14 protein-coding genes are annotated in these 19,415 nt (G+C 65.8%); 13 read left to right on the forward strand and 1 reads right to left on the reverse strand.

Annotated elements, in window-relative coordinates; translation table 11 throughout:
• Positions 1–3: 3 nt before the first annotated feature.
• Positions 4–5,325 carry a wall-associated protein gene (locus tag AC13GI_RS08545; RefSeq protein ID WP_482996021.1) on the reverse strand — a complete coding sequence of 1,774 codons (5,322 nt, stop codon included), beginning with the start codon at positions 5,323–5,325 and terminating at the stop codon, positions 4–6.
• 241 nt (positions 5,326–5,566) lie between these two features.
• Between AC13GI_RS08545 and AC13GI_RS08550 the strand changes: the two genes are divergently transcribed.
• From AC13GI_RS08550 to AC13GI_RS08610, 13 genes are all read left to right on the forward strand, one after another.
• The gene (locus tag AC13GI_RS08550) at positions 5,567–6,106 is read left to right on the forward strand and encodes a GNAT family N-acetyltransferase (RefSeq protein WP_482996022.1); all 540 of its coding nucleotides are present in this window, start codon (positions 5,567–5,569) and stop codon (positions 6,104–6,106) included.
• A complete protein-coding gene (locus AC13GI_RS08555; protein WP_482996023.1) occupies positions 6,103–6,435 on the forward strand; it encodes a non-heme iron oxygenase ferredoxin subunit in 333 nt (110 codons plus the stop codon). The genes AC13GI_RS08550 and AC13GI_RS08555 overlap by 4 nt, the downstream gene beginning before the upstream one ends.
• 161 nt (positions 6,436–6,596) lie before the next feature.
• A complete protein-coding gene (locus AC13GI_RS08560) occupies positions 6,597–7,004 on the forward strand; it encodes a hypothetical protein (RefSeq protein WP_482996024.1) in 408 nt (135 codons plus the stop codon).
• 154 nt (positions 7,005–7,158) lie between these two features.
• Positions 7,159–9,441 carry a TonB-dependent receptor gene (locus AC13GI_RS08565; RefSeq protein WP_482996025.1) on the forward strand — a complete coding sequence of 761 codons (2,283 nt, stop codon included), beginning with the start codon at positions 7,159–7,161 and terminating at the stop codon, positions 9,439–9,441.
• A 70-nt stretch (positions 9,442–9,511) separates the two neighbouring features.
• Complete coding sequence (locus AC13GI_RS08570; RefSeq protein ID WP_482996026.1) at positions 9,512–10,231, forward strand: tetratricopeptide repeat protein; 720 nt, start codon at positions 9,512–9,514, stop codon at positions 10,229–10,231.
• A gap of 10 nt (positions 10,232–10,241) precedes the next feature.
• Positions 10,242–10,919 (forward strand): Fe2+-dependent dioxygenase, encoded by a 678-nt coding sequence (locus tag AC13GI_RS08575; protein WP_482996027.1) that lies wholly within the window; start codon positions 10,242–10,244, stop codon positions 10,917–10,919.
• 173 nt (positions 10,920–11,092) lie between these two features.
• Positions 11,093–11,488, forward strand: coding sequence for a hypothetical protein (locus tag AC13GI_RS08580; RefSeq protein ID WP_180163800.1), 396 nt, complete (start codon positions 11,093–11,095; stop codon positions 11,486–11,488).
• A gap of 148 nt (positions 11,489–11,636) precedes the next feature.
• Positions 11,637–14,057 carry a TonB-dependent receptor domain-containing protein gene (locus tag AC13GI_RS08585; RefSeq protein WP_482996028.1) on the forward strand — a complete coding sequence of 807 codons (2,421 nt, stop codon included), beginning with the start codon at positions 11,637–11,639 and terminating at the stop codon, positions 14,055–14,057.
• 303 nt (positions 14,058–14,360) lie between these two features.
• Positions 14,361–14,996, forward strand: a complete 636-nt coding sequence (locus AC13GI_RS08590) for a PepSY-associated TM helix domain-containing protein (RefSeq protein ID WP_099819282.1) — start codon at positions 14,361–14,363, stop codon at positions 14,994–14,996.
• A gap of 41 nt (positions 14,997–15,037) precedes the next feature.
• Positions 15,038–15,556, forward strand: coding sequence for a DUF2271 domain-containing protein (locus AC13GI_RS08595; protein WP_032975835.1), 519 nt, complete (start codon positions 15,038–15,040; stop codon positions 15,554–15,556).
• A 116-nt stretch (positions 15,557–15,672) separates the two neighbouring features.
• Positions 15,673–16,476, forward strand: coding sequence for a DUF4198 domain-containing protein (locus AC13GI_RS08600; protein ID WP_482996029.1), 804 nt, complete (start codon positions 15,673–15,675; stop codon positions 16,474–16,476).
• Positions 16,477–16,529: 53 nt separating this feature from the next.
• Complete coding sequence (locus AC13GI_RS08605; protein WP_482996030.1) at positions 16,530–17,501, forward strand: FAD:protein FMN transferase; 972 nt, start codon at positions 16,530–16,532, stop codon at positions 17,499–17,501.
• Complete coding sequence (locus AC13GI_RS08610; RefSeq protein ID WP_482996031.1) at positions 17,498–19,102, forward strand: sulfite reductase subunit alpha; 1,605 nt, start codon at positions 17,498–17,500, stop codon at positions 19,100–19,102. Before AC13GI_RS08605 ends, AC13GI_RS08610 begins: the two co-directional genes overlap by 4 nt.
• Positions 19,103–19,415: the final 313 nt, after the last annotated feature.

Here is a 19,415-nt window from a genome sequence, read left to right on the forward strand (position 1 = left end):
GGCTCAATCCCAGCTCAGTACGCCGCGGGTGACGGTCCGGTCCGCCGACCACGGCGAGCAACCGCCTGCATTGCAGGCACGCACGCGATAGCTACCTGCGCAGTAAGTGCCGCCACTTTCCGCAACATAGGTGTTCGGACCGGTGTACAGCCGCTGCCCACCACCACCACCACTCTCCAGGTGGTACTCCGTCGCGTCGGCAGTCGGCCCCCAGCCCACTTCGCACCAGACCTGATACGGCGCTTTGCGTGTGGTCAGCCATTTGGCAACGTTAAAATTCGGCGTCCCTGGCGGAAGCGCGACGACGACCGTCACGATGCCCGAGTAAGGGCTGCACCCCACGAAGTTGCAGGCACGCACGCGATAGGCATAGCTGCCCTTGCCACGGTCCGCGCCGAAGCTGTTCGCACCACTGTTATGCACCACGGTCCAACCACCGCCGTTGGCGCTCTCCTCCAGGATGAAGCTTTCGCTGTTGGCCGGCACTGACCAGCTGAAGCTGTACTGCGGCACATTCACCAGGCCCGGCGCGCTGATCACCGGCTCGATCGTCGGCGCACCGATCACGGCAACCGCTGCAGATCCCGACCACGGCCCGCATCCAGCGCCGTTGCAGGCGGCCACGCGGTAGGCATAGTTCCCCACACCACGTGCGGGCGTTGCAAAGGACACCACATGTGCATCCACCAGCGTCACCCACCCACCGCCATTGGTGCTTTCCTGCAGCGTGTAGCGGTCAGCACCGCCAATTCCGTTCCAGCCGATGCCAATGCTGCCCGGTGCCGAACGGGCCGGCGCTGATACTCCCGGAGCACTCGCAGGTGGGTAGACCACTGCCACCGCAGCGCTGCTGCTGTAGCTGGTGCAGCCCACCGGATTACACGCACGGACGCGATAGTCGAAGCTGCCTGCGGGTTTTCCGCTGAACCCCTTGGATTGACCCGCCGCATTGTGGACCTGGCTCCAGGCACTACCATTGGCACTCTCGTCGAGCTCAAAGCGCTCTGCGCCGGCAGAGGCCGACCAGCTGATGCTGTAGCTGCCGTTGAATGCAGTTGCCGGTACGCTCAGCGCAGGCACTGCAGCCGGCGGCAGCTCGACGGCGACCGAAGCGGTGTTGCTCCAGTCGCCACAGATCAAGCGACAACCACGCACACGGAACTGATAGGTGCCCGTAACCAGATCGGCACTGGTGAACGCCTGTGCCGCACCATCGAAGATCGTGCTCCAGGCTCCCGCCTGGGCACGCTGCAACTCGTAGCGGTTGGCGCCACCGGCCGGACTCCACGTCAGGTTGACGCTGCCCTGGGTGATGTAGCCCGGGGCGCTCAGTGCCGGAACACTGGGTGCAGCCTCGCCGTGCACCTGCGCCACCAGGCTGCCGGACAGGTACAGATAGTCCGTCTGCTTTCCCGTACGCTCATTGCGCTGGAAGCGCAGCACGCCGCCATTGTCATAGAACGAGTAGATCGTGCCCGCTTCGCTGTTCCAAGCTTTTACTCGGCGCCCATGCGCGTCATACAGATAGGCTTCCGTCGTCCCCACGGTACGCAGGCGGTTGCCGTAGTCGAAACCAAACGCCTGACCATTGCGGATCGAAAGATTGCCCTGCACGTCATAGCCGAGACCGACAACGGTCGCGCTGTTGCCGGTATCGACAACGTTGACCAGGCGATTGGTGGGATCGAAGTAATGCGTACGATCCCGGCTGCCGACCTTGGCCCGGCGCAGGTTGTCCAGTGCGTCGTACTCATACAGCGCATTGCCAAAGCCGGGCGCAGTAACCGAGCGCAACCGGTCCAGCCCGTCGTAGGCCATGTCACGATTACCTGGCGCACCCGGCAAGCCATCAGAGATGGCCATCACGTTGCCACCTGCATCGTAGTCGTAGCTGTCGTCCAGCACCGCGGCCGCAGCGGTGGCATCGCGACTTCGGTCAGGAAGACCGCGTGCATTCTGGGTCATCGTATGGACAACGCCGTTGCCATAGACGAAGCGTGCCAGCGCACCGTTGGCAAAATAGCTGGCCTCCCTCGCATAGCCGCCTACCGATGTAGCGCGGCCGAGCGCATCCGGGACATAGCTGACGATGCGCCCGCCCGGGTACGTGTTGCTGGCCAGCGTGCCATTGCCCTCGTAACCATAGGCGAAGTTCAGCGTACCCAAGTCCAGATGCTGCAGCGTCTCGCTGCTGAGCAGGCGGCGACGGTTGTACTGATAGCGATTGATGACCGGCGGACGCCCGGCATCGTTCTGCGTACTGATTTCTGCGGGCAGGCCATCCGGTGTATACGACCAGGCCTGGTTGCCGCGGCCATCGGGGAAGGTCAGCGCCTGCAGGCGGTTGGCGGCGTCATAGCTGCGCTGTACCGCACGCCCACTGGCAAGTGCCTCGGCGCGATTGCAGTCGCTGGCGTTGGTCAAACCCGTACCGGCAGCCGACCATAGGACATTGCCGGCAGCATCGTAGTCCTGCACCGTCGCCCCGGTTTCCGGCTCGATGGTCTTGCACAGCTGCTGGTAACCGTCATAGACATAACGGCGGGTCAGCGCCTGGCTGCCGTCGGCGCTGCGACGGGTGATCGCCAGCGGCTTGCCGAGAACGTCGCGCTGGATCTCGGTCACTACCCCTTCTGGATGCTGCAGTGTCAACGGCATCTCATAGGTCGGCTGGTCATAGGCCAGGTGCCGTGTTGTGGTCGACTGCCCGCGTGGATTGGTTACTTTCACCGACAGGTTGCCCACGAACTCGGTGCGAGTCACCAAGGCACCCAGTTCGGACGACTGACTGACCACGACCGGTCGACCCAGCGCATCGTACTGCGTGCTGGCGCCACCAAGTGACGCGTTGATGTCGGAAAGCGAGCGAACAGGATAGGACGCGAACACCGTTTTACCACTGGTGTCGTAGCGGGTCACCACTGCGCTATCGAGAACGTTGTCTGCATTTTCAGTGAGCAGCACCGGGCGGAACATGGCGTCCAGATAGGTGTCGGTCCGTCGTCCGCCCTGGGTTCGGGAATGTTTCCAGGCACCGGCCGGCACGCCGAACTGCGCGCTGCCCAACCGCTGCAGGTCCATGGTGACCGCATTCCAGCTCACGGTGTCGCCACCGGGGAACTGCTGGCTGCGCAGGCGCCCCATGCTGTCGTAGCTGAAACTGGTGGTCGCACCGATTTCATCGGTCAACGAGGTGATCCAACCGTTGTCGTCCACCACAACGTTGCGCGTCGCTCCATTGGGAGATTCAGTCGTGGCTGGCATCCGCAACTGCTGCGGCACACCGCGTTTCCAACCGGAAAGATGGCTGGTGTTGCCACGGCCGTCGGCGACCGACGCAACCGTACCGTCGGCTGCGTAGGTCACCTGCTGTGCCAGACGCCCGAAGGCATACGCACGTATCGGCAACGCATTGGTCGTGTCGAACTCGGTGCGTGATTGCTCAACACCATTGACTACGCTACGCGCTGACTGACCGTTCACCCATAGTGCGAGGTTGTCATAGTAGGTGGTTGCGCTGGTGCGACTCTGCCCGGAGGAGTTGCCCTCGACGACAGTCACTTCGCGTGCAAAAGCGTCGAATGCCTGCACGGTGCGGGTGAACTGCACGCCATCCTGTTCCACGACAGTGGACTGGACAGGACGGTTGTAGTGCGCCTTGAGATCGTTCGCACCGTACTTGAAGTCCTTGCCGGCTTCCTTCGGGAATGGCGCCGAGTCCAGCTGGGCGTCGGGATAGTAGTTGTTGCGATCAACGCGCACGACAGTGCCGCCCGAACGCGTCGTGGTCGACAACAGCAGACCATCATTGTAGGCAACCTCCTTGCCGAACTCGTACACACGCACGACGCCGTCGGGCAGCGTTTCGGTGGTGATCTTCGGTTCTGCCTGGCCCGGAGGAATGGCCGGTCCACCGAGATCCTGCGCGTAGGCGCCATCAAGATTGGTGTACTGATAGGTCCACTGCGCAGTGGGCATACCTGGACCACTGATTGTTTTCGCTACCAGCGACTGTGCGTCGCGATAGATCGGCGTGTAGTTCCAACCATCAGCAAACAGGTGATTGTCGCCGGAAGTCTGGCAGTCCAACTTGACGTTCTTCCGGCCGTGACGGAATGGCCGGAACAGGAACGACCCCACGGCGCCCGAAGGATGCTGGACAGTCGCGGTGATTTCAGTTGGCACAATCTTGTTCATCCGTGAACAGGTAGCCGGATAACTCATGTACTCCCAAATGTTCTGTCCCGTGTACTCGGGGTACTTGTGTGTGACCCACAGGGGCGGCAGGTTGTAGATCCACTGCGTACCATCGGGCAGTGTCACCGTTCGCATAATGTCCGCTTCGGTATAACCGTAGGTCCACGTCCGACCTGCTGCGGTAGCCGAAGCGATCAACCCGTTTGCGGTGTACGCCAGGCTGATCTCGCGTCCGTCGCTGGCGACCATGCGCTGCAGCCGGTCGCCGCTCCACTCATAGCGCACCCAGTTGCCAAAGCGATCGACGATCTGCGATGGGTACAGGAACACGCGTTTGCGTTTCAGCATTGCGTTGCTTTCCGGGCCATACGGCTGCAGGGTTGCCTCGGTGTTGTAACGGGCCACCATCCAGTCGAAGTAGTACTTTGTGCCATCCGGTGCATGGCCGAGGAATCCCTCACCCGGCTGACCGCTCTTCAATGCGGTCAAACAGCTGAAGGTCCATCCGCCTTTCGTGTTCCAAGGTGCCGGCTGACCAAACTGCGGCTGCGGCTGGCGCGGGTCACCGTTGCCGCCGAGCACCGGCTCTCCGCCGCCCCCCGGCAGGGAGAGGCGCACGCCGTCCCAGAACGTATGGGTACTGAATGTAACGATCTGGGTATTGCGGCGATTCCAGACATCGAGCGCCGGCGGCGCGCCCACCGTCGAACAGCGCGCTGCTGGCGCCCAATAGCCGGCAGCAGCAGTTTCTGGCAGGTCGCCGTAGACACCAGACAACGACGGAATATCCAGGCCCCAATCGGAGAACGGGCTCTCGCTGCTGCCGTCACCATCGCTGTAGCTGCGGCTCAGCGTCATCGGCAAGCTGCCATTGCCCGGGATCGAAATATCCGTCGCCTTGAAGCTGATCGAACCGTCATACAGGTTGACCTGCTCACCAAAGATCTCGCCCTTCAAGGGCTCGACCAGGTCGCCGTACTTCAAGCGCTTGTCGTACTCCTCGCGCCAGGTCGGCACGATCTGGGCAGAGGCGGCGACCGGTGCGAGTACGCACAAGGCCAGTGCTGTCAGAAGCAGGCGCTTGGCGGCGCTGGCGGCGCGCGGATTGGAGGTGGCACGTGACTGCATGAAGATCCTCCCTGGATCGACCTTCCTCGAGAGCCCCGCCCACATCGCGCCACTGTCGATGCTCAGATCGGACGGTGCCCACTCCGGCAGACAACCACACGCTTGAACGCGGTGGGCGGGTATTGCTTCATTTATGAATGAAAAATGAAGGCTGCGTCAACAAGGCGTATCCGACACACTTGGCAAAGCCAGCAGGATCAGCCACCTCCCCGCTTGCCCCCACGCCACCTAAAATGGCCCCATGAGCACCCTGACCTTCCGCGCCGCCACGTCGGCCGACATCCCCGCCCTGATCACCCTGGTCACCTCGGCCTACCGCGGCGACGCCAGCCGCGTTGGCTGGACCACCGAAGCCGACCTGCTGGACGGCGCCCGCATCGACGCCGAAGGCATCCAGGGCGACCTGGATCGCCCGCGCTCGACCATCCTGCTGGCCGAACGCGACGGCCAGCTGGTGGCCTGTGCCCATGTCGCCGACGTCGACGGCAAGGGCTACTTCGGCATGTTCTCGGTCGACCCGGCCCAGCAGGGCGGCGGCGTTGGCAAGCAGCTGATGGACGCGGCCGAGGCCCACGCCGCGCGCGAATGGAACGTGCCGGTGATGCAGATGACGGTGATCGACGTGCGCGATGAACTGATCGCCTTCTATGAGCGCCGCGGTTACCAGCGCACCGGCATCAAGAAGCCGTTCCCGTATGGCGACGAACGCTTCGGCATTCCCAAGCGCGACGACCTGCGCTTCGAGATCCTGGAAAAGCCGCTGGCCGGAGCCACCGCGTGAGCGAGGCCTGGACCTTTGTCTGCGCTGGCGTCGAACTGCTGCCGGGCGAAATGAAGAGCGTGTTCGACGAAGTCACCGGTACGCCGATCGTAGTGTTCAACCTCGACGGCGAACTGTACGCGCTGGAAGACCAGTGCACGCATGAGGAATTCGAGCTGTCCTCCGGCGAGTTCAATATCACCGAGGGCAGCGTGGAGTGCGTGCTGCACGGGGCGCGCTTCGACGTGCGCGATGGCCGCGCCCTGTGTGCCCCGGCCTATACCGCAGTGCCGAAGTTTCCGGTGAAGCGCGAGCACGACGCGGTGTGGACCCGCGACGACCGCGATTGAAGTCCAGGGCATCCACCCATGGGGTGGATCTACTGGAACAGTCTGAGGGGCCTTTCAGGGGCCCTGCGGGCCACCCGGAACCGGATGCTGGGCCCGTACATGCGAATCATTATCGTTGATGTTATCCTACGTAACATCTTCGTAATGCCCCCGCCTGCGCCATGGCTTCGTCCGCGCCCACCGCCACGCTGTGCCAGCTCGCCCGTCAGGGGTGGCCGCTACTCGTGGCCGCGCTGCTGACGCTGCTACTGGGCTGGTCGGCGCTGCACGAAGGACGCGGCGGTGGCCACGCCCCCAACGCTGGCTGGCAGGCGCATCTGCACGATGTCGAGCAGGTCGCTCCGCTGCCGGCGCCTTCCGGCGACGAATGCCCACACCACGCCGCCCCCGCCCCGGAACCTCCGGTGGATGGTGAAGGTGGCACGCCCTGCGCCGGCACTGCCCTGCCGCGTGCCGCGCTGGTGGCGCATATCCCGCTGTGGCACTCCGATGCCCTGCGCTGGCAGCTGCACGACCCCTCGCTGCGCCTGAATCCCGGCCACGCACCTCCGGCACCGCGCGCCATCTGAGGCGCCCTGCGGCCGTTGCCGTGCGCCTGATTGCGTTTCCGGCCAGCCGAGCATGGCCCGGCTCCATAGAACCCACCTCCTGCCTGTCGCCACGCGCCCAGCCGTGCTGGCCGGCCCTCGCTCATTCCCTATCCAAGCCACCGCCAACCTGCCCATGACCCACATCAAGACCCGCAAGTACGCACCTCGCGTTTCGGTACTGGCCACCGCCACCCTCGCCGCCGGCTTCGCGCCGCTGGCGGCACAGGCGGCCGACGACGCCGGCGCCAGCCAGGCCACCGAACTGGACAAGGTCCAGGTGCGCGGCAGCTGGTTCAACCCGTCCTCGCCGAAGTTCACCGCTGCGCTGCTGGACACCCCGAAGTCGGTCTCGATCGTCTCGGAAAAGCTGATCGCCGAAACCGGTGCGACCAACCTGCAGGATGCGCTGCGCATGGTTCCGGGCATCACCTTCGGTGCCGGCGAAGGCGGCAACCCGACCGGTGACCGCCCCTTCATCCGCGGCTTCGACTCGCAGAGCAACATGTTCGTCGATGGCCTGCGCGACGTCGGTTCGCAGACCCGCGAAGTGTTCGACCTGGAGCAGGTGGAAGTGGTCAAGGGCCCGAGCTCGGCCTACGGCGGCCGTGACTCCGGTGGTGGCAGCCTCAACCTGGTCAGCAAGACGCCGAAGCTGAAGAACGAGACCACTGCCAGCATGGGCATCGGTACCGACAGCTACGCACGCGGCACCGTGGATGCCAACTACGTGCTGGGCGATGGCATCGCCGCACGCCTGAACCTGATGAAGCACGAGTCGGACATCGCCGGTCGTGACGCGGCCAACGTCAGCCGCTGGGGCATCGCGCCGTCGATCGCGTTCGGCCTGAACGGCCCGGCGCAGCTGATCGCCAGCCACTACCACATGCAGAGCGACGACCTGCCCGACGCGGGCGGCTTCCCGTACGGCAACCCGAACGGCGCACCGGTGTCGAAGTGGGTCGACGGCCGCCCGATGGTGCCCGACCGCAACAACTACTACGGCCTGGTGGATCGCGATTTCCAGCGCACCCGCGCCGACATCAGCACCCTGGACGGCAGCTACGACTTCGGTGGCCACAAGCTGCGCAACATCGCGCGCCTGGGCAACACCAGCAACGATTACCTGTGGACCCAGCCGGACGACAGCCAGGGCAACCCGAACAACTACGGCACCTTGTGGCGCCGTACCAACAGCCGCGCCGTCGACGTCAAGAGCTTTGCCGACCAGCTGAGCCTGACCGGTGCGTTCCAGACCGGTGCGCTGAAGCACAGCTACAGCGCCGGCCTGGAATACAGCGACGAAAAGATGACGCGCGGCAGCTACCTGATGACCCCGGGCACCAACAACCCGCTGACCAACAGCAGCAAGTGCCCGACCACCGGTGCCGCCACCGGCTACAACTGCACCAGCTTCGACAACCCGAACCCGAACGATCCGTGGGCGGCCACCCATGCGGTGTACCGCAGCGACAAGGCGCTGGACGTCGAGCAGCGCACCAAGACCACGTCCGCCTACCTGTTCGACACCATCGAACTGAACGCGCAGTGGATGATCAACGTCGGCCTGCGTTACGACGACTTCTCCACCACCCTGACCACCCCGGTGGCCGGCAAGGCGCCGACCCGCGTGCGCAACGACAATGACTTCCTGAACTACCAGGCCGGCATCGTCTTCAAGCCGGCTGCCAACGGCAGCATCTACCTGTCCTACGGCACCTCCTCCACCCCGCCGGGCATGGACGGTGGCGACGGTTCCGATGGCCTCAGCGCCACCGTGGCCGACCTCAAGCCGCAGGACACCAAGAACCTCGAACTGGGCACCAAGTGGGACCTGTTCGACAACCGCCTGAACCTGACCGCGGCGATCTTCCACACCGTGATGGACAACGCGCGCGTGACCGTGGAGAACGGCACCAGCCAGAACGCCGGCAAGAAGGAAATCAACGGCGTGGAACTGGGCTTCACCGGCCAGCTGACCGATGCCTGGAGCCTGTACGGTGGCTACACCTACCTGGATTCGGAACTGAAGGACAACGGCTTCGTCTGCGCCGTGTCCGGCCGTACCTGCCCGTCCAACGTCTACGTGCCCTCGCCTTACAACGGCAACGTGTTCCCCAACACCGCCAAGCACAGCGCCACGCTGTGGACCACCTACCGCTTCCCGTTCGGCCTGACCGTCGGCGCCGGTGCCAACTACTCCGACAAGCAGTACGGTGATGTGGCCAACACCAAGTGGATCCCCAGCTACACCCGCTTCGATGCGATGGCCAGCTACGCGATCCAGGACAACATCAGCCTGCAGTTGAACGTGCAGAACCTGACCGACAAGACCTACTTCACCAAGGCCTATGCGTCGCACTACGCGAGCATCGCTCCGGGCCGTTCGGCCACCCTGGCACTGAACGTGAAGTTCTGATGTAACCCGCAGCACCCACACGGCGGCAGGATCTCCTGCCGCCGTTTTTGTTTCCGGCGATACTCCGCGCATGGCTTCCAACACCCCGTTTGATTCCGACGCACTGGCAGACCTGCTGCTGCACGACCCGCAGGCCGCCTTTGCGCGCGTGCGCGATGCGGCACAGGCCGGGCAGGTCGAGGCGCAGCTGCTGCTGGCGCAGATGCACATGGAAGGCAAAGGCACGCCGGAAGACGCTGCTGCGGCACTGCTCTGGTACGAGACCGCAGCCAACAACGGCGCGCCGATGGCGATGAACATGCTCGGCCGCTGCCATGAACTGGGCAAGGGCACCCCCGCCAATCCTTCGCTTGCCGCGGTCTGGTACCGGCGCGCGGCCGACACCGGTCTGGACTGGGGCCTGTACAACCTGGCCAACCTGCTGGCCACCGGCCGTGGCGTGCCGCAGGACCGTGCACAGGCACTGGCGCTGTATACCCGCGCGGCGCATCTGGGCCACGCCAAGTCGATGAACCTGCTGGCCCGGCATCTGGAGGACGGACTGGACACCGGACGCGATCCGCAGGCGGCGCTGGCCTGGTATCGGCGCGCGGCCGAGGCCGGCGATTTCCGCGGCCAGGCCAACTACGCCTCGATCCTGCTGCAGGCCGGTGAAATCGAACAGGCCGTGCACTGGCTGCGGTTGGCACTGCAGCACGGCAGTCCCGCCTTCATGGCGCATATCGTGCCCGAGCTGGCCGCCTCACCCCACCCGCAGGTGCGCGCCCTGGTCGCACCATCCGCTTGCTGAGGACTTCCGCATGCTGCTGCACATCCCCGACATCCTTCCTGCCGAACAGGTCGCTGATATCCGCCGCAGGCTCGATGCGGCCGACTGGACCGATGGCCGCGAGACTGTCGGCCACCTCGGCGCGCAGGCCAAGCACAACCAGCAGCTGCCGGAAGCTTCGCCGCTGCGCCGCGAACTGGGCGAAACCATTCTCGTGGCGCTGGCCCGGCAGCCGCTGTTCTTCAGCGCGGCGTTGCCGCTGAAGTACCTGCCGCCGCGCTTCAACCGCTACAGCGGCGGCGGCACCTATGGCTTCCATGTCGATGGCGCGGTGATGAACCTGGCCAACGGCGAGCAGCTGCGCTCGGACATCTCCTGCACGCTGTTCCTGTCCGATCCGGACGAGTACGACGGCGGCGAGCTGATCATCAGCGACACCTACGGCGAACATGAAGTGAAACTGCCGGCCGGTGATCTGATCGTGTACCCCTCCAGCAGCCTGCACAAGGTCAACCCGGTCACCCGAGGCGCGCGCGTGGCCTCGTTCTTCTGGGTGCAGAGCATGATCCGCGACGACGTGCAGCGGCGCCTGCTGTGGGAGATGGACACCTCCATCGAACGCCTGCGACAGACCGATGGCGATGCTGACGCGGTGCTGCAGCTGACCGGCGTGTACCACAACCTGCTGCGACGCTGGAGCGAGGTCTGAGCCGATCAGGCCACCCCTTGCGACAATTTGGCAATCATTCTCATTTGCAACGGCTAACGGGTCTCATTACAATCACGCCCCGTTGACGCCGGATGTTCCGGCCAGCCAGGGATTTCCGCTTGCGTCGCCCGTTCCGCCCCCGCCCGCTTCGGCTTGTACAGCTCGGCACCGCCATGCGCGGCCGTCGGCCTGCGCTGGCCAGCCTGCTGGCGTGGGTGGCGATGTTGACGCTGTTGCTGGGCACCCTGCCGCTGCTGCCCGTGGCCCATGCGGCTGCAACCCAGGCGCTGCAGCAGCCGCTGGAAGAGCGCGGCGGCGAAGGCCCCCTGCAGGAAGAAGCACCGGCCAAGCTGCGGCGCTGCGCTTCTGCACCGGCCAAGTCCACTGACAAACCGGCGCCGCCACTGCTGCTGGCCAGCCACTGGCTGCGTACCGAACTTGATCTGGTTCCCTCCGCGTCGGCTCCGTCCGGCGCGCGTTCGCACTGGCCGTTGGCCGCACCAGACATGCCCTGGACCGATGCGCCCGGGCGTCGCCAGCAACGCGGCCAGGCGCCGCCGCTCGCCTGATCCACGGCACGCTGTGACCGCCTGCGCGGTTGCATCGGCTCGCCGCTGCCTGCTTCACCTCTGCCGCCCCTGATCGGGCCATCCCTGCCCTGCCGCGCGCGCTCCGCGCCCGGCATCGCGCTGCCTTACATCCTTCGAGGTATCTGCCATGGCCCAGCGCCATCGTGTCCGTTCGTCCCTGTCCCGCCACCTGTTGACCAGCGCCGTGCTGGCCGCCGTCGCGGCTCCCGCCTACGCCAGTGGTGCCGCCAGCGGCGCACCGCAGACCCTGGACAAGGTGGTGGTGACCGCCTCCGGTTTCGAGCAGAAAGTGGTCGATGCACCGGCCAGCATCAGCGTGGTCAGCCGCGAAGAGCTGAGCAAGCGCCCCTACACCAGCCTGGTCGACGCCCTGCGCGACGTCGAGGGCATCGACGTCGGCCTGGAAGCGACCGACAAGAACGGCCGCGCCACCATCTCCATGCGCGGCCTGCCGTCCGAGTACACCCTGGTGCTGATCGACGGCCGCCGCCAGAGCAATGCCGGCCAGCTGTATCCGAACAACTTCGGCGGTGGCCAGTTCGCCTACCTGCCGCCGCTGGATGCGATCGAGCGCATCGAAGTGGTGCGTGGCCCGATGTCCACGCTGTACGGCTCGGATGCAATGGGCGGCGTCATCAACATCATCACCCGCCGCAACCAGGACAGCTGGCACGGCGCGGTCACCCAGGGCTTCACCGTGCAGCAGGACGATCAGTTCGGCAATGCGCGCAGCACCGACCTGTACCTGAGCGGCCCGCTGGTCAAGGATCGCCTCGGCCTGGCCGTGCGCGGCAGCTACTACGACGCCAAGGCATCCAATCCCGAATGGGACGCACTGACCCTGCCCGACGGCACCTTGTGGGAACGCAGCATCGGTTTCGGTGGCGGCGGCAAGTCGGTGGCCAACACCAACTGGAACACCGGCGTGCGTCTGAACTTCCATGTCAACGACGACCACGAGCTGTGGCTGGACTACGACGTCTCTCGCCAGAAGTACGACAACAGCGAGGGCCAGACCGGCACGCTCGACAGCCTGGCCAGCCTGTGGCGCGTGGGCAATGCGGTGGTCCCCAATCCGAATGGCAACGGCACCGTCACCCGCCGCGTGGTGCAGCCGCGCGTGGGCTACACCGCCTACCAGCGCTACGAGCGCGACCAGCTGTCGCTGACCCACCAGGGCCGCTACAGCTTCGGTACCTGGCAGACCTCACTGACCCACAGCAAGAGCAACAACCTCGGCCGCTCGCTGCCGCTGACGCTGGACGAGCGCGCCGGCCTGCAGACCCTGTGGAACGACGTCTGCCGCCGCACCGGTGCCGCCAGCAACTGTGCCGCCGGCCGCAACAACGCGCTGGGTGCACTCAACGCCAGCGAACAGGCACGCCTGCAGGCATTCCTGCCGCGTCCGCTGCGCACCATGGAGCTGGAAGGCTACGTGCTGGACACCATGCTCGACCTGGACTTCGCCGCACACAAGCTGACCGTGGGCGGCCAGTACAACGACACCGACATGGTGGACGGCGTGTTCGGCATGGACGGTGCCGGCTACCGCAGCAACACCAGGCAGAAGCACCGCATGTGGGCGTTGTTCGCCGAGGACAACTGGTCGCTGACCGACACCCTGACCGCCACCTTCGGCCTGCGCTACGACGACCACAACATCTTCGGCAGCCACCTCAGCCCGCGCGGCTACCTGGTCTGGAACGCCACCGATGCCTGGACCTTCAAGGGCGGCGTCAGCACCGGCTACAAGACCCCGCGTCCGGACCAGCTGTTCCCCGGCATCACCGGCTTCGGTGGCCAGGGTGTGCTGCCGCTGGTGGGTTCGCCCAACCTGAAGCCGGAAACCAGCACCAACTACGAGCTGGCCGCGTACTACGAGGGCCAGCGCTGGGGCTTCAACGTCACCGGTTTCATCAACAAGTTCGAAGACAAGATCGCCAGCGGCGGCACGTTCCCCAACTGCGAGGTGGCACCTGCCGGCAGTGGCTACTGCGTGGACATCGGCCCGGGCTGGGCCTCGCTGGGCTACAGCACCTTCACCCAGAGCGTGAACATCGACAAGGCCGAAACACGTGGCGCGGAACTGGCCGGCCACGTCGACCTGCTGGACAACCTGCAGCTGCGCGGCAACTACACCTGGACCAAGAGCGAGCAGACTGCCGGTTCCGGCAAGGGCCTGCCGATCACCGGCACCATGCCGGCCAAGCACATGGCCAACGCCAGCCTGAACTGGCAGCTCAACGATGCCATCAGCCTGTCGTTGATCGGCGAAGGCCGCTACGACCGCTACCGCGACACGATCCTCGATGCCGGCGGTGCCAGCCACACCCGCTACTACGAGGACTACACGATCTTCCACCTCGGTGGCAGCTGGAAGGCCACGCAGTGGCTGACGTTCAACGCGCGGGTCAACAACCTGTTCGACAAGAACTTCGTCTCGCAGTCGTGCCTGCTGACCAGCCCCAGCGAATACAACTGCGTGGACGACTACGCCACCAAGGACCAGCGCCGCAGCTACTGGATCTCGCTCAACGCGAAGTTCTGAGGCCGCGACCGGTAGTGCCGGCCGCTGGCCGGCATCGCCCGGCCCTGGTAGATGCCGACCTTGGTCGGCACCGCCCGGCCTTGGTGGGTGCCGGCCTTGGTGGGTGCCTACCTTGGTCGGCACCGCTCCATCCACGCATGGCGTGGATCTACTGCCCATACCCAACTTGGTCGGCGTTTCATCCGCGCATGGCGTGGATCTACCGGTCCGCACTACCCCTTCAGAGATACACAACGACATCTAATTGCGAGCAATTCTCATCAATGATGTAATGGCCAGTATTCATCCGTCCCGAACCGTGCCGTGAGCCGTCCCGCATCTTCCACCGTGCAGCAGCAGAGCCGCGGCTTCTGGCTGCGTACCCTGCACCAGTGGCACTGGATCAGCTCGGCGGTCTGCCTGATCGGCATGCTGCTGTTCGCGGTGACCGGGCTCACGCTGAACCATGCGGCGAAGATCGAAGCCAAGCCAGAAGTGCAGAACCAGCATCTGGAACTGCCGGCCGACGTGCGCGGCCAGCTCGGCACACGCGAGGACGGCAACGCGCCGATCCCGCGCCCGGCCCGGCAATGGCTGGACGAGCAGCTGGGCATTTCCATCGGCGGCCGCCCCGCCGAATGGTCAGCCGAGGAAATCTATCTATCGCTGCCACGCCCCGGCGGCGACGCCTGGCTGAGCATCGACCGCGAAACCGGCGCAGTGGAGTACGAATCGACCTCGCGCGGCGCGGTGTCCTACCTCAATGACCTGCACAAGGGTCGCAATGCCGGCCCCGCGTGGGGCTGGTTCCTGGACGTGTTCGCCGTGGCCTGCCTGGTGTTCTGCATCACCGGTCTGTTCCTGCTGCACCTGCATGCGCGGCAGCGACGCATGACCTGGCCGCTGGTCGGCCTGGGCCTGATGATTCCGCTGCTGATCGCCCTGCTGCTGATCCATTGAACTTCCACCGTGATTTCCATCCGTTTCTCCGGAGCCGCCCCATGCGCGTCACCCTGACCATCGCCCTCAGCGGCCTGCTGGCCACCTCGCCGGCCTACGCCACCACCCTCGACATCAACGTCGAAGTGCCCAAGCTCAACGTGGCCGAATACCACCGCCCGTATGTGGCGGTGTGGCTGGAGGGCGCCGACCAGAAGGTCGCCGCCAACCTGTCGGTCTGGTACCAGCAGACCAGCAACAGCGAAGGCCATGGCACCAAGTGGCTGCCCGACCTGCGCCAGTGGTGGCGCAAGAGCGGCCGCACCCTGCAGGTGCCGGTGGATGGCGTGACCGGCCCGACCCGCCCCGCCGGCAAGCACGCGCTGTCGTTCAACGACAAGCAGCCGGCGCTGAAACAGCTGGCCCCGGGCAACTACACCCTGGTGGTGGAAGCGGTGCGCGAAGTCGGCGGCCGTGAACTGCTGAAGATCCCCTTCACCTGGCCGGCCACCGCCGCACAGAACGGCCGCGCGCAGGGCGCCACCGAACTGGGCCAGGTCACCCTCGCCGTCAAGCCTTGATCAAGCAGGGTCGGATCCCTTCCGCAGGAAGGGCTCTGACCCCATCGCCATATCCTCGGGGTCAGAGCCCTTTCCTTTGGAAAGGGATCCGACCCCTTCCAACTGGAGTCTTCCGCATGAAGCGCACGCTCGTCCTCGCCGCCGCTCTGGCCGCTGCCCTTCCCTTCTCTGCCCTGGCCCACAAGGCCTGGCTGCTGCCCTCGCAGACCGTGATCGCCGGCAACGCGCCGTGGATCACCGTCGACGGTGCGGTCTCCAATGACCTGTTCTATTTCAACCACGTGCCGCTGCGCCTGGAATCGGTGGTGATCACCGCCCCGGACGGCAGTACCGTGCAGGCGCAGAACGCGGCCACCGGCAAGTACCGCAGCGTGTTCGACGTCGAGTTGAAGCAGCAGGGCACCTACCGCATCGCCTCGGTCAACGACGGCCTGTCGGCCACCTATGAACTGAATGGTGAGCGCAAGCGCTGGCGCGGCAATGCCGCCACCTTCGGCGAACTGCCCAAGGATGCGAAGAAGCTGGAAGTGAGCCAGTCGGTCGGCCGCGTGGAGACCTTTGTCACCAACGGCGCGCCGAATGACACCGCGCTGAAGCCGACCAACCGCGGCATCGAGCTGGTGGCCGTCGGCCATCCGAACGACCTGTTCGCCGGTGAGGAAGCCACTTTCCGCGTACTGGTCGACGGCAAGCCGACCGCAGGCCTGGAGTTCGAGATCGTGCGCGGTGGCACCCGCTACCGCAATGCGCAGGACGAGCAGAAACTGACCAGTGACGCCAAGGGCGAGATCAAGGTGACCTGGCCGGAAGCCGGCATGTACTGGCTGGAAACCGGCACCGAGGACAAGAAGACCTCGGTCAAGCAGGCTGCCAAGCGCCGCCTCAGCTACGTTGCCACGCTGGAAGTGCTGCCGCAGTAATGGGGGATCGCGATGCCGGGCAGGCCCCGGCATCGCGTCCGCACCGCCCGACCATGACCGATTCCCTGCTCGACATCGCCCGCCTCGGCGGCACAACCATGGGCACCACCTGGAGCGTGTCGCTGGTCGCGCCGCGCCAGCGCGACCTGCATCCGCTGCACGCCGGCATCCAGGCGCGGCTGGACGACGTGGTCGCGCAGATGAGCACCTGGGAAGCGGGTTCCGACCTGAGCCGCTACAACCGCGCCGACGCGGGTCACTACTGCGTGCTGCCGGCCGAAACCCGCCATGTGCTGGCCTGCGCGCAGGCCATCGCCGCCGCCAGCGGTGGTGCCTTCGATCCCACCCTCGGCCCACTGGTGGCGCTGTGGGGCTTCGGTGCGCATGCCGGTGAACGACGTGCACCCAATGCCGTCACGCTGCAGGCAACCCGCGCACGCTGCGGCTGGCAGCGCCTGCACTGGCAGGACGATGCGCTGCTGCAACCGGGCGGACTGGAGCTGGACCTCTCGGCGATCGCCAAGGGCTTCGGCGTCGACCACGTCGCCGCGTGGCTGCGCGGCCAGGGTGTGAACGCCGCACTGATTGAAGTTGGCGGAGAACTGGCAGGCTATGGGCGCAAGCCTGACGGCCAGCCGTGGCGCGTGCTGGTGGAGTCGGCGCCGGAAGAAGATGCCCACACCGATACGCCACCGCGTGTACTGGCGCTGGATGGAAAGGCAGTGGCCACCTCCGGCGATCGCTGGCACCAGTATCAGGACGATGGCGTTGCCTACAGTCACAGCCTCGACCCACGCAGCGGCACGCCGGTGCGACAGGTCGCAGCCGCGGTCACCGTGGTCGCCGACGACGCGATGCACGCTGACGCCTGGGCCACCGCACTAACCGTGCTCGGTCGCGACGCGGGCATCGCGCTGGCAGAGCGCGAAGGGCTGGCCGCACGCTTCCTGGAGCGCACCGCCGATGGCCCGCGCGAAACCCTCAGCAGTGCCTTCCAGCGACTGCTGGATGAGCAGGCCGCATGAGCACTCGTTTCCCGCGCGCAACCCTTGGCAACGTCGTAGTGCTGGTCCTGCTGGCAGTGATCGGCTTCGCCCTGCTGCGCCTGCACCTCGGCGAAGCGTGGTGGCAGGGTGCGCCGCCGTCGCGGCAGTGGGGTATCGCACTGGCCGCCACCGCGCTGTATTCACTGGCGTGCACCGTGGTGTGGTGGCGCAGCCGTGCGCGCGATGACACGACCGAAGGCGGCGACCAACCGATGCTGCTGGTCTGGTCCAGCCAGACCGGCTTTGCCCGCGAACTGGCCGAGCGCAGTGCGCAGGCCCTGCGCTCGGCCGGCGTGCCGGTGCGCCTGCGCGGTCTGCACGAAGTGGATGCGCCCCTGCTTGCGGGCAGTGCGCGTGCACTGTTCATCGTCAGCACCACCGGCGAAGGCGATGCACCCGACCACGCCCTGCCCTTCCTGCGCCAGGTGATGACCACGCCGCCGCCTCTGGGCCACCTGCAGTACGGTGTGCTCGCGCTGGGTGATCGCAGCTACGGGCATTTCTGCGCGTTCGGCCACCAGCTGCACGACTGGCTGCGTCAGCATGGCGCGCATCCGCTGTTCGATGCCATTGAAGTCGACAACGCCGACCCGGCCGCCCTGCGCCACTGGCAACAGCTGCTCGGCCAGCTCGGCGGCGACGCCAGCGAACTGCCCGATTGGACACCGGCCCAGTACCAGCCGTGGACGCTGCTGCAGCGCAGCCACCTCAACCCCGGCAGCGTCGGTGGCCCCGTCTACCGGCTGCGCCTGCAGCCACCGACCGACAGCAGCGCGCACTGGCAGGCGGGCGACATCGCCGAGGTCGGACCCCAGCACGCCGAACAGAGCACGCGCGACTGGCTGCAGGCGCAGGGCTTCGATGCCAACACTGTGTTGGACGACGGGAATACGCTGCTCGCCCGCGTTGCACGCTCGCATCTGCCCTCCTTGGTTGCTGCGGGCGATCTGCCTGGCTTGTTGGCGGCACTGCAGCCACTGCCGCATCGCGAATATTCCATCGCCTCGGTGATGGACGACGGCGCCGTGGAGCTTCTGCTGCGCCGTCAGCTGCGTGCCGATGGCACACCGGGCGTTGGCAGTGGCTGGCTGTGCGACCACGCCGTCGTCGGCGAGCCGGTGCAGATGCGCCTGCGCCGCAACGAGAATTTCCACGGCGTCGCCATCGATGTTCCGCTGCTGCTGATCGGCAACGGCACCGGTATCGCCGGTCTGCGTGCACACCTGCACGAGCGCGCACGTGTTGGCGGCGGTCGCACCTGGTTGTTGTTCGGCGAACGCTCGGCCGCGCATGATTTCCACTTCGGCGATGAGCTGCAGGCGATGCTCGCCAACGGCACGCTGACCCGCCTGGATACGGTATTCAGCCGTGATGGCGGCGCGCATCGGTATGTGCAGGATCGCCTGCTGGCCGAAGCGGCCACGCTGCGGCAGTGGGTCGGTGAAGGCGCAACGATTCTGGTCTGCGGCAGCCTGCAGGGCATGGCCCCGGCAGTGGATGCGGTGATCGAGCAGGTGCTCGGTGCCGACGGCAAGGAAGCGCTGCTTTTGGCCGGTCGTTACCGGCGCGATGTGTATTGAGCGAACCATCGGGGTCGGATCCCTTTCCGCAGGAAAGGGCTCTGACCCCAACCGCAGCCGAGCATGGGCTTGTATGTTCCTCCCGGCTCCTACGAGGTATGTAGGAGCCAGGGTGGAGGGACCGTCAACATGATATCTGCGGGTAGCAGCCGACAGACGAGCCGAGCGATCCCCATCCCGCACCTTAACGTCGGCACCTTAACGTCGATAAAGGATCTAGCGGCCTTTGAGGACCGCCGATGTAGGCAAGCCAACGTGGTGCGGTACCACCCCAGCCCCTCAACAATAGCTGGGAGTTGCGCAGATGTCAGAT

Source organism: Stenotrophomonas sp. 82F1, from assembly GCF_056861525.1.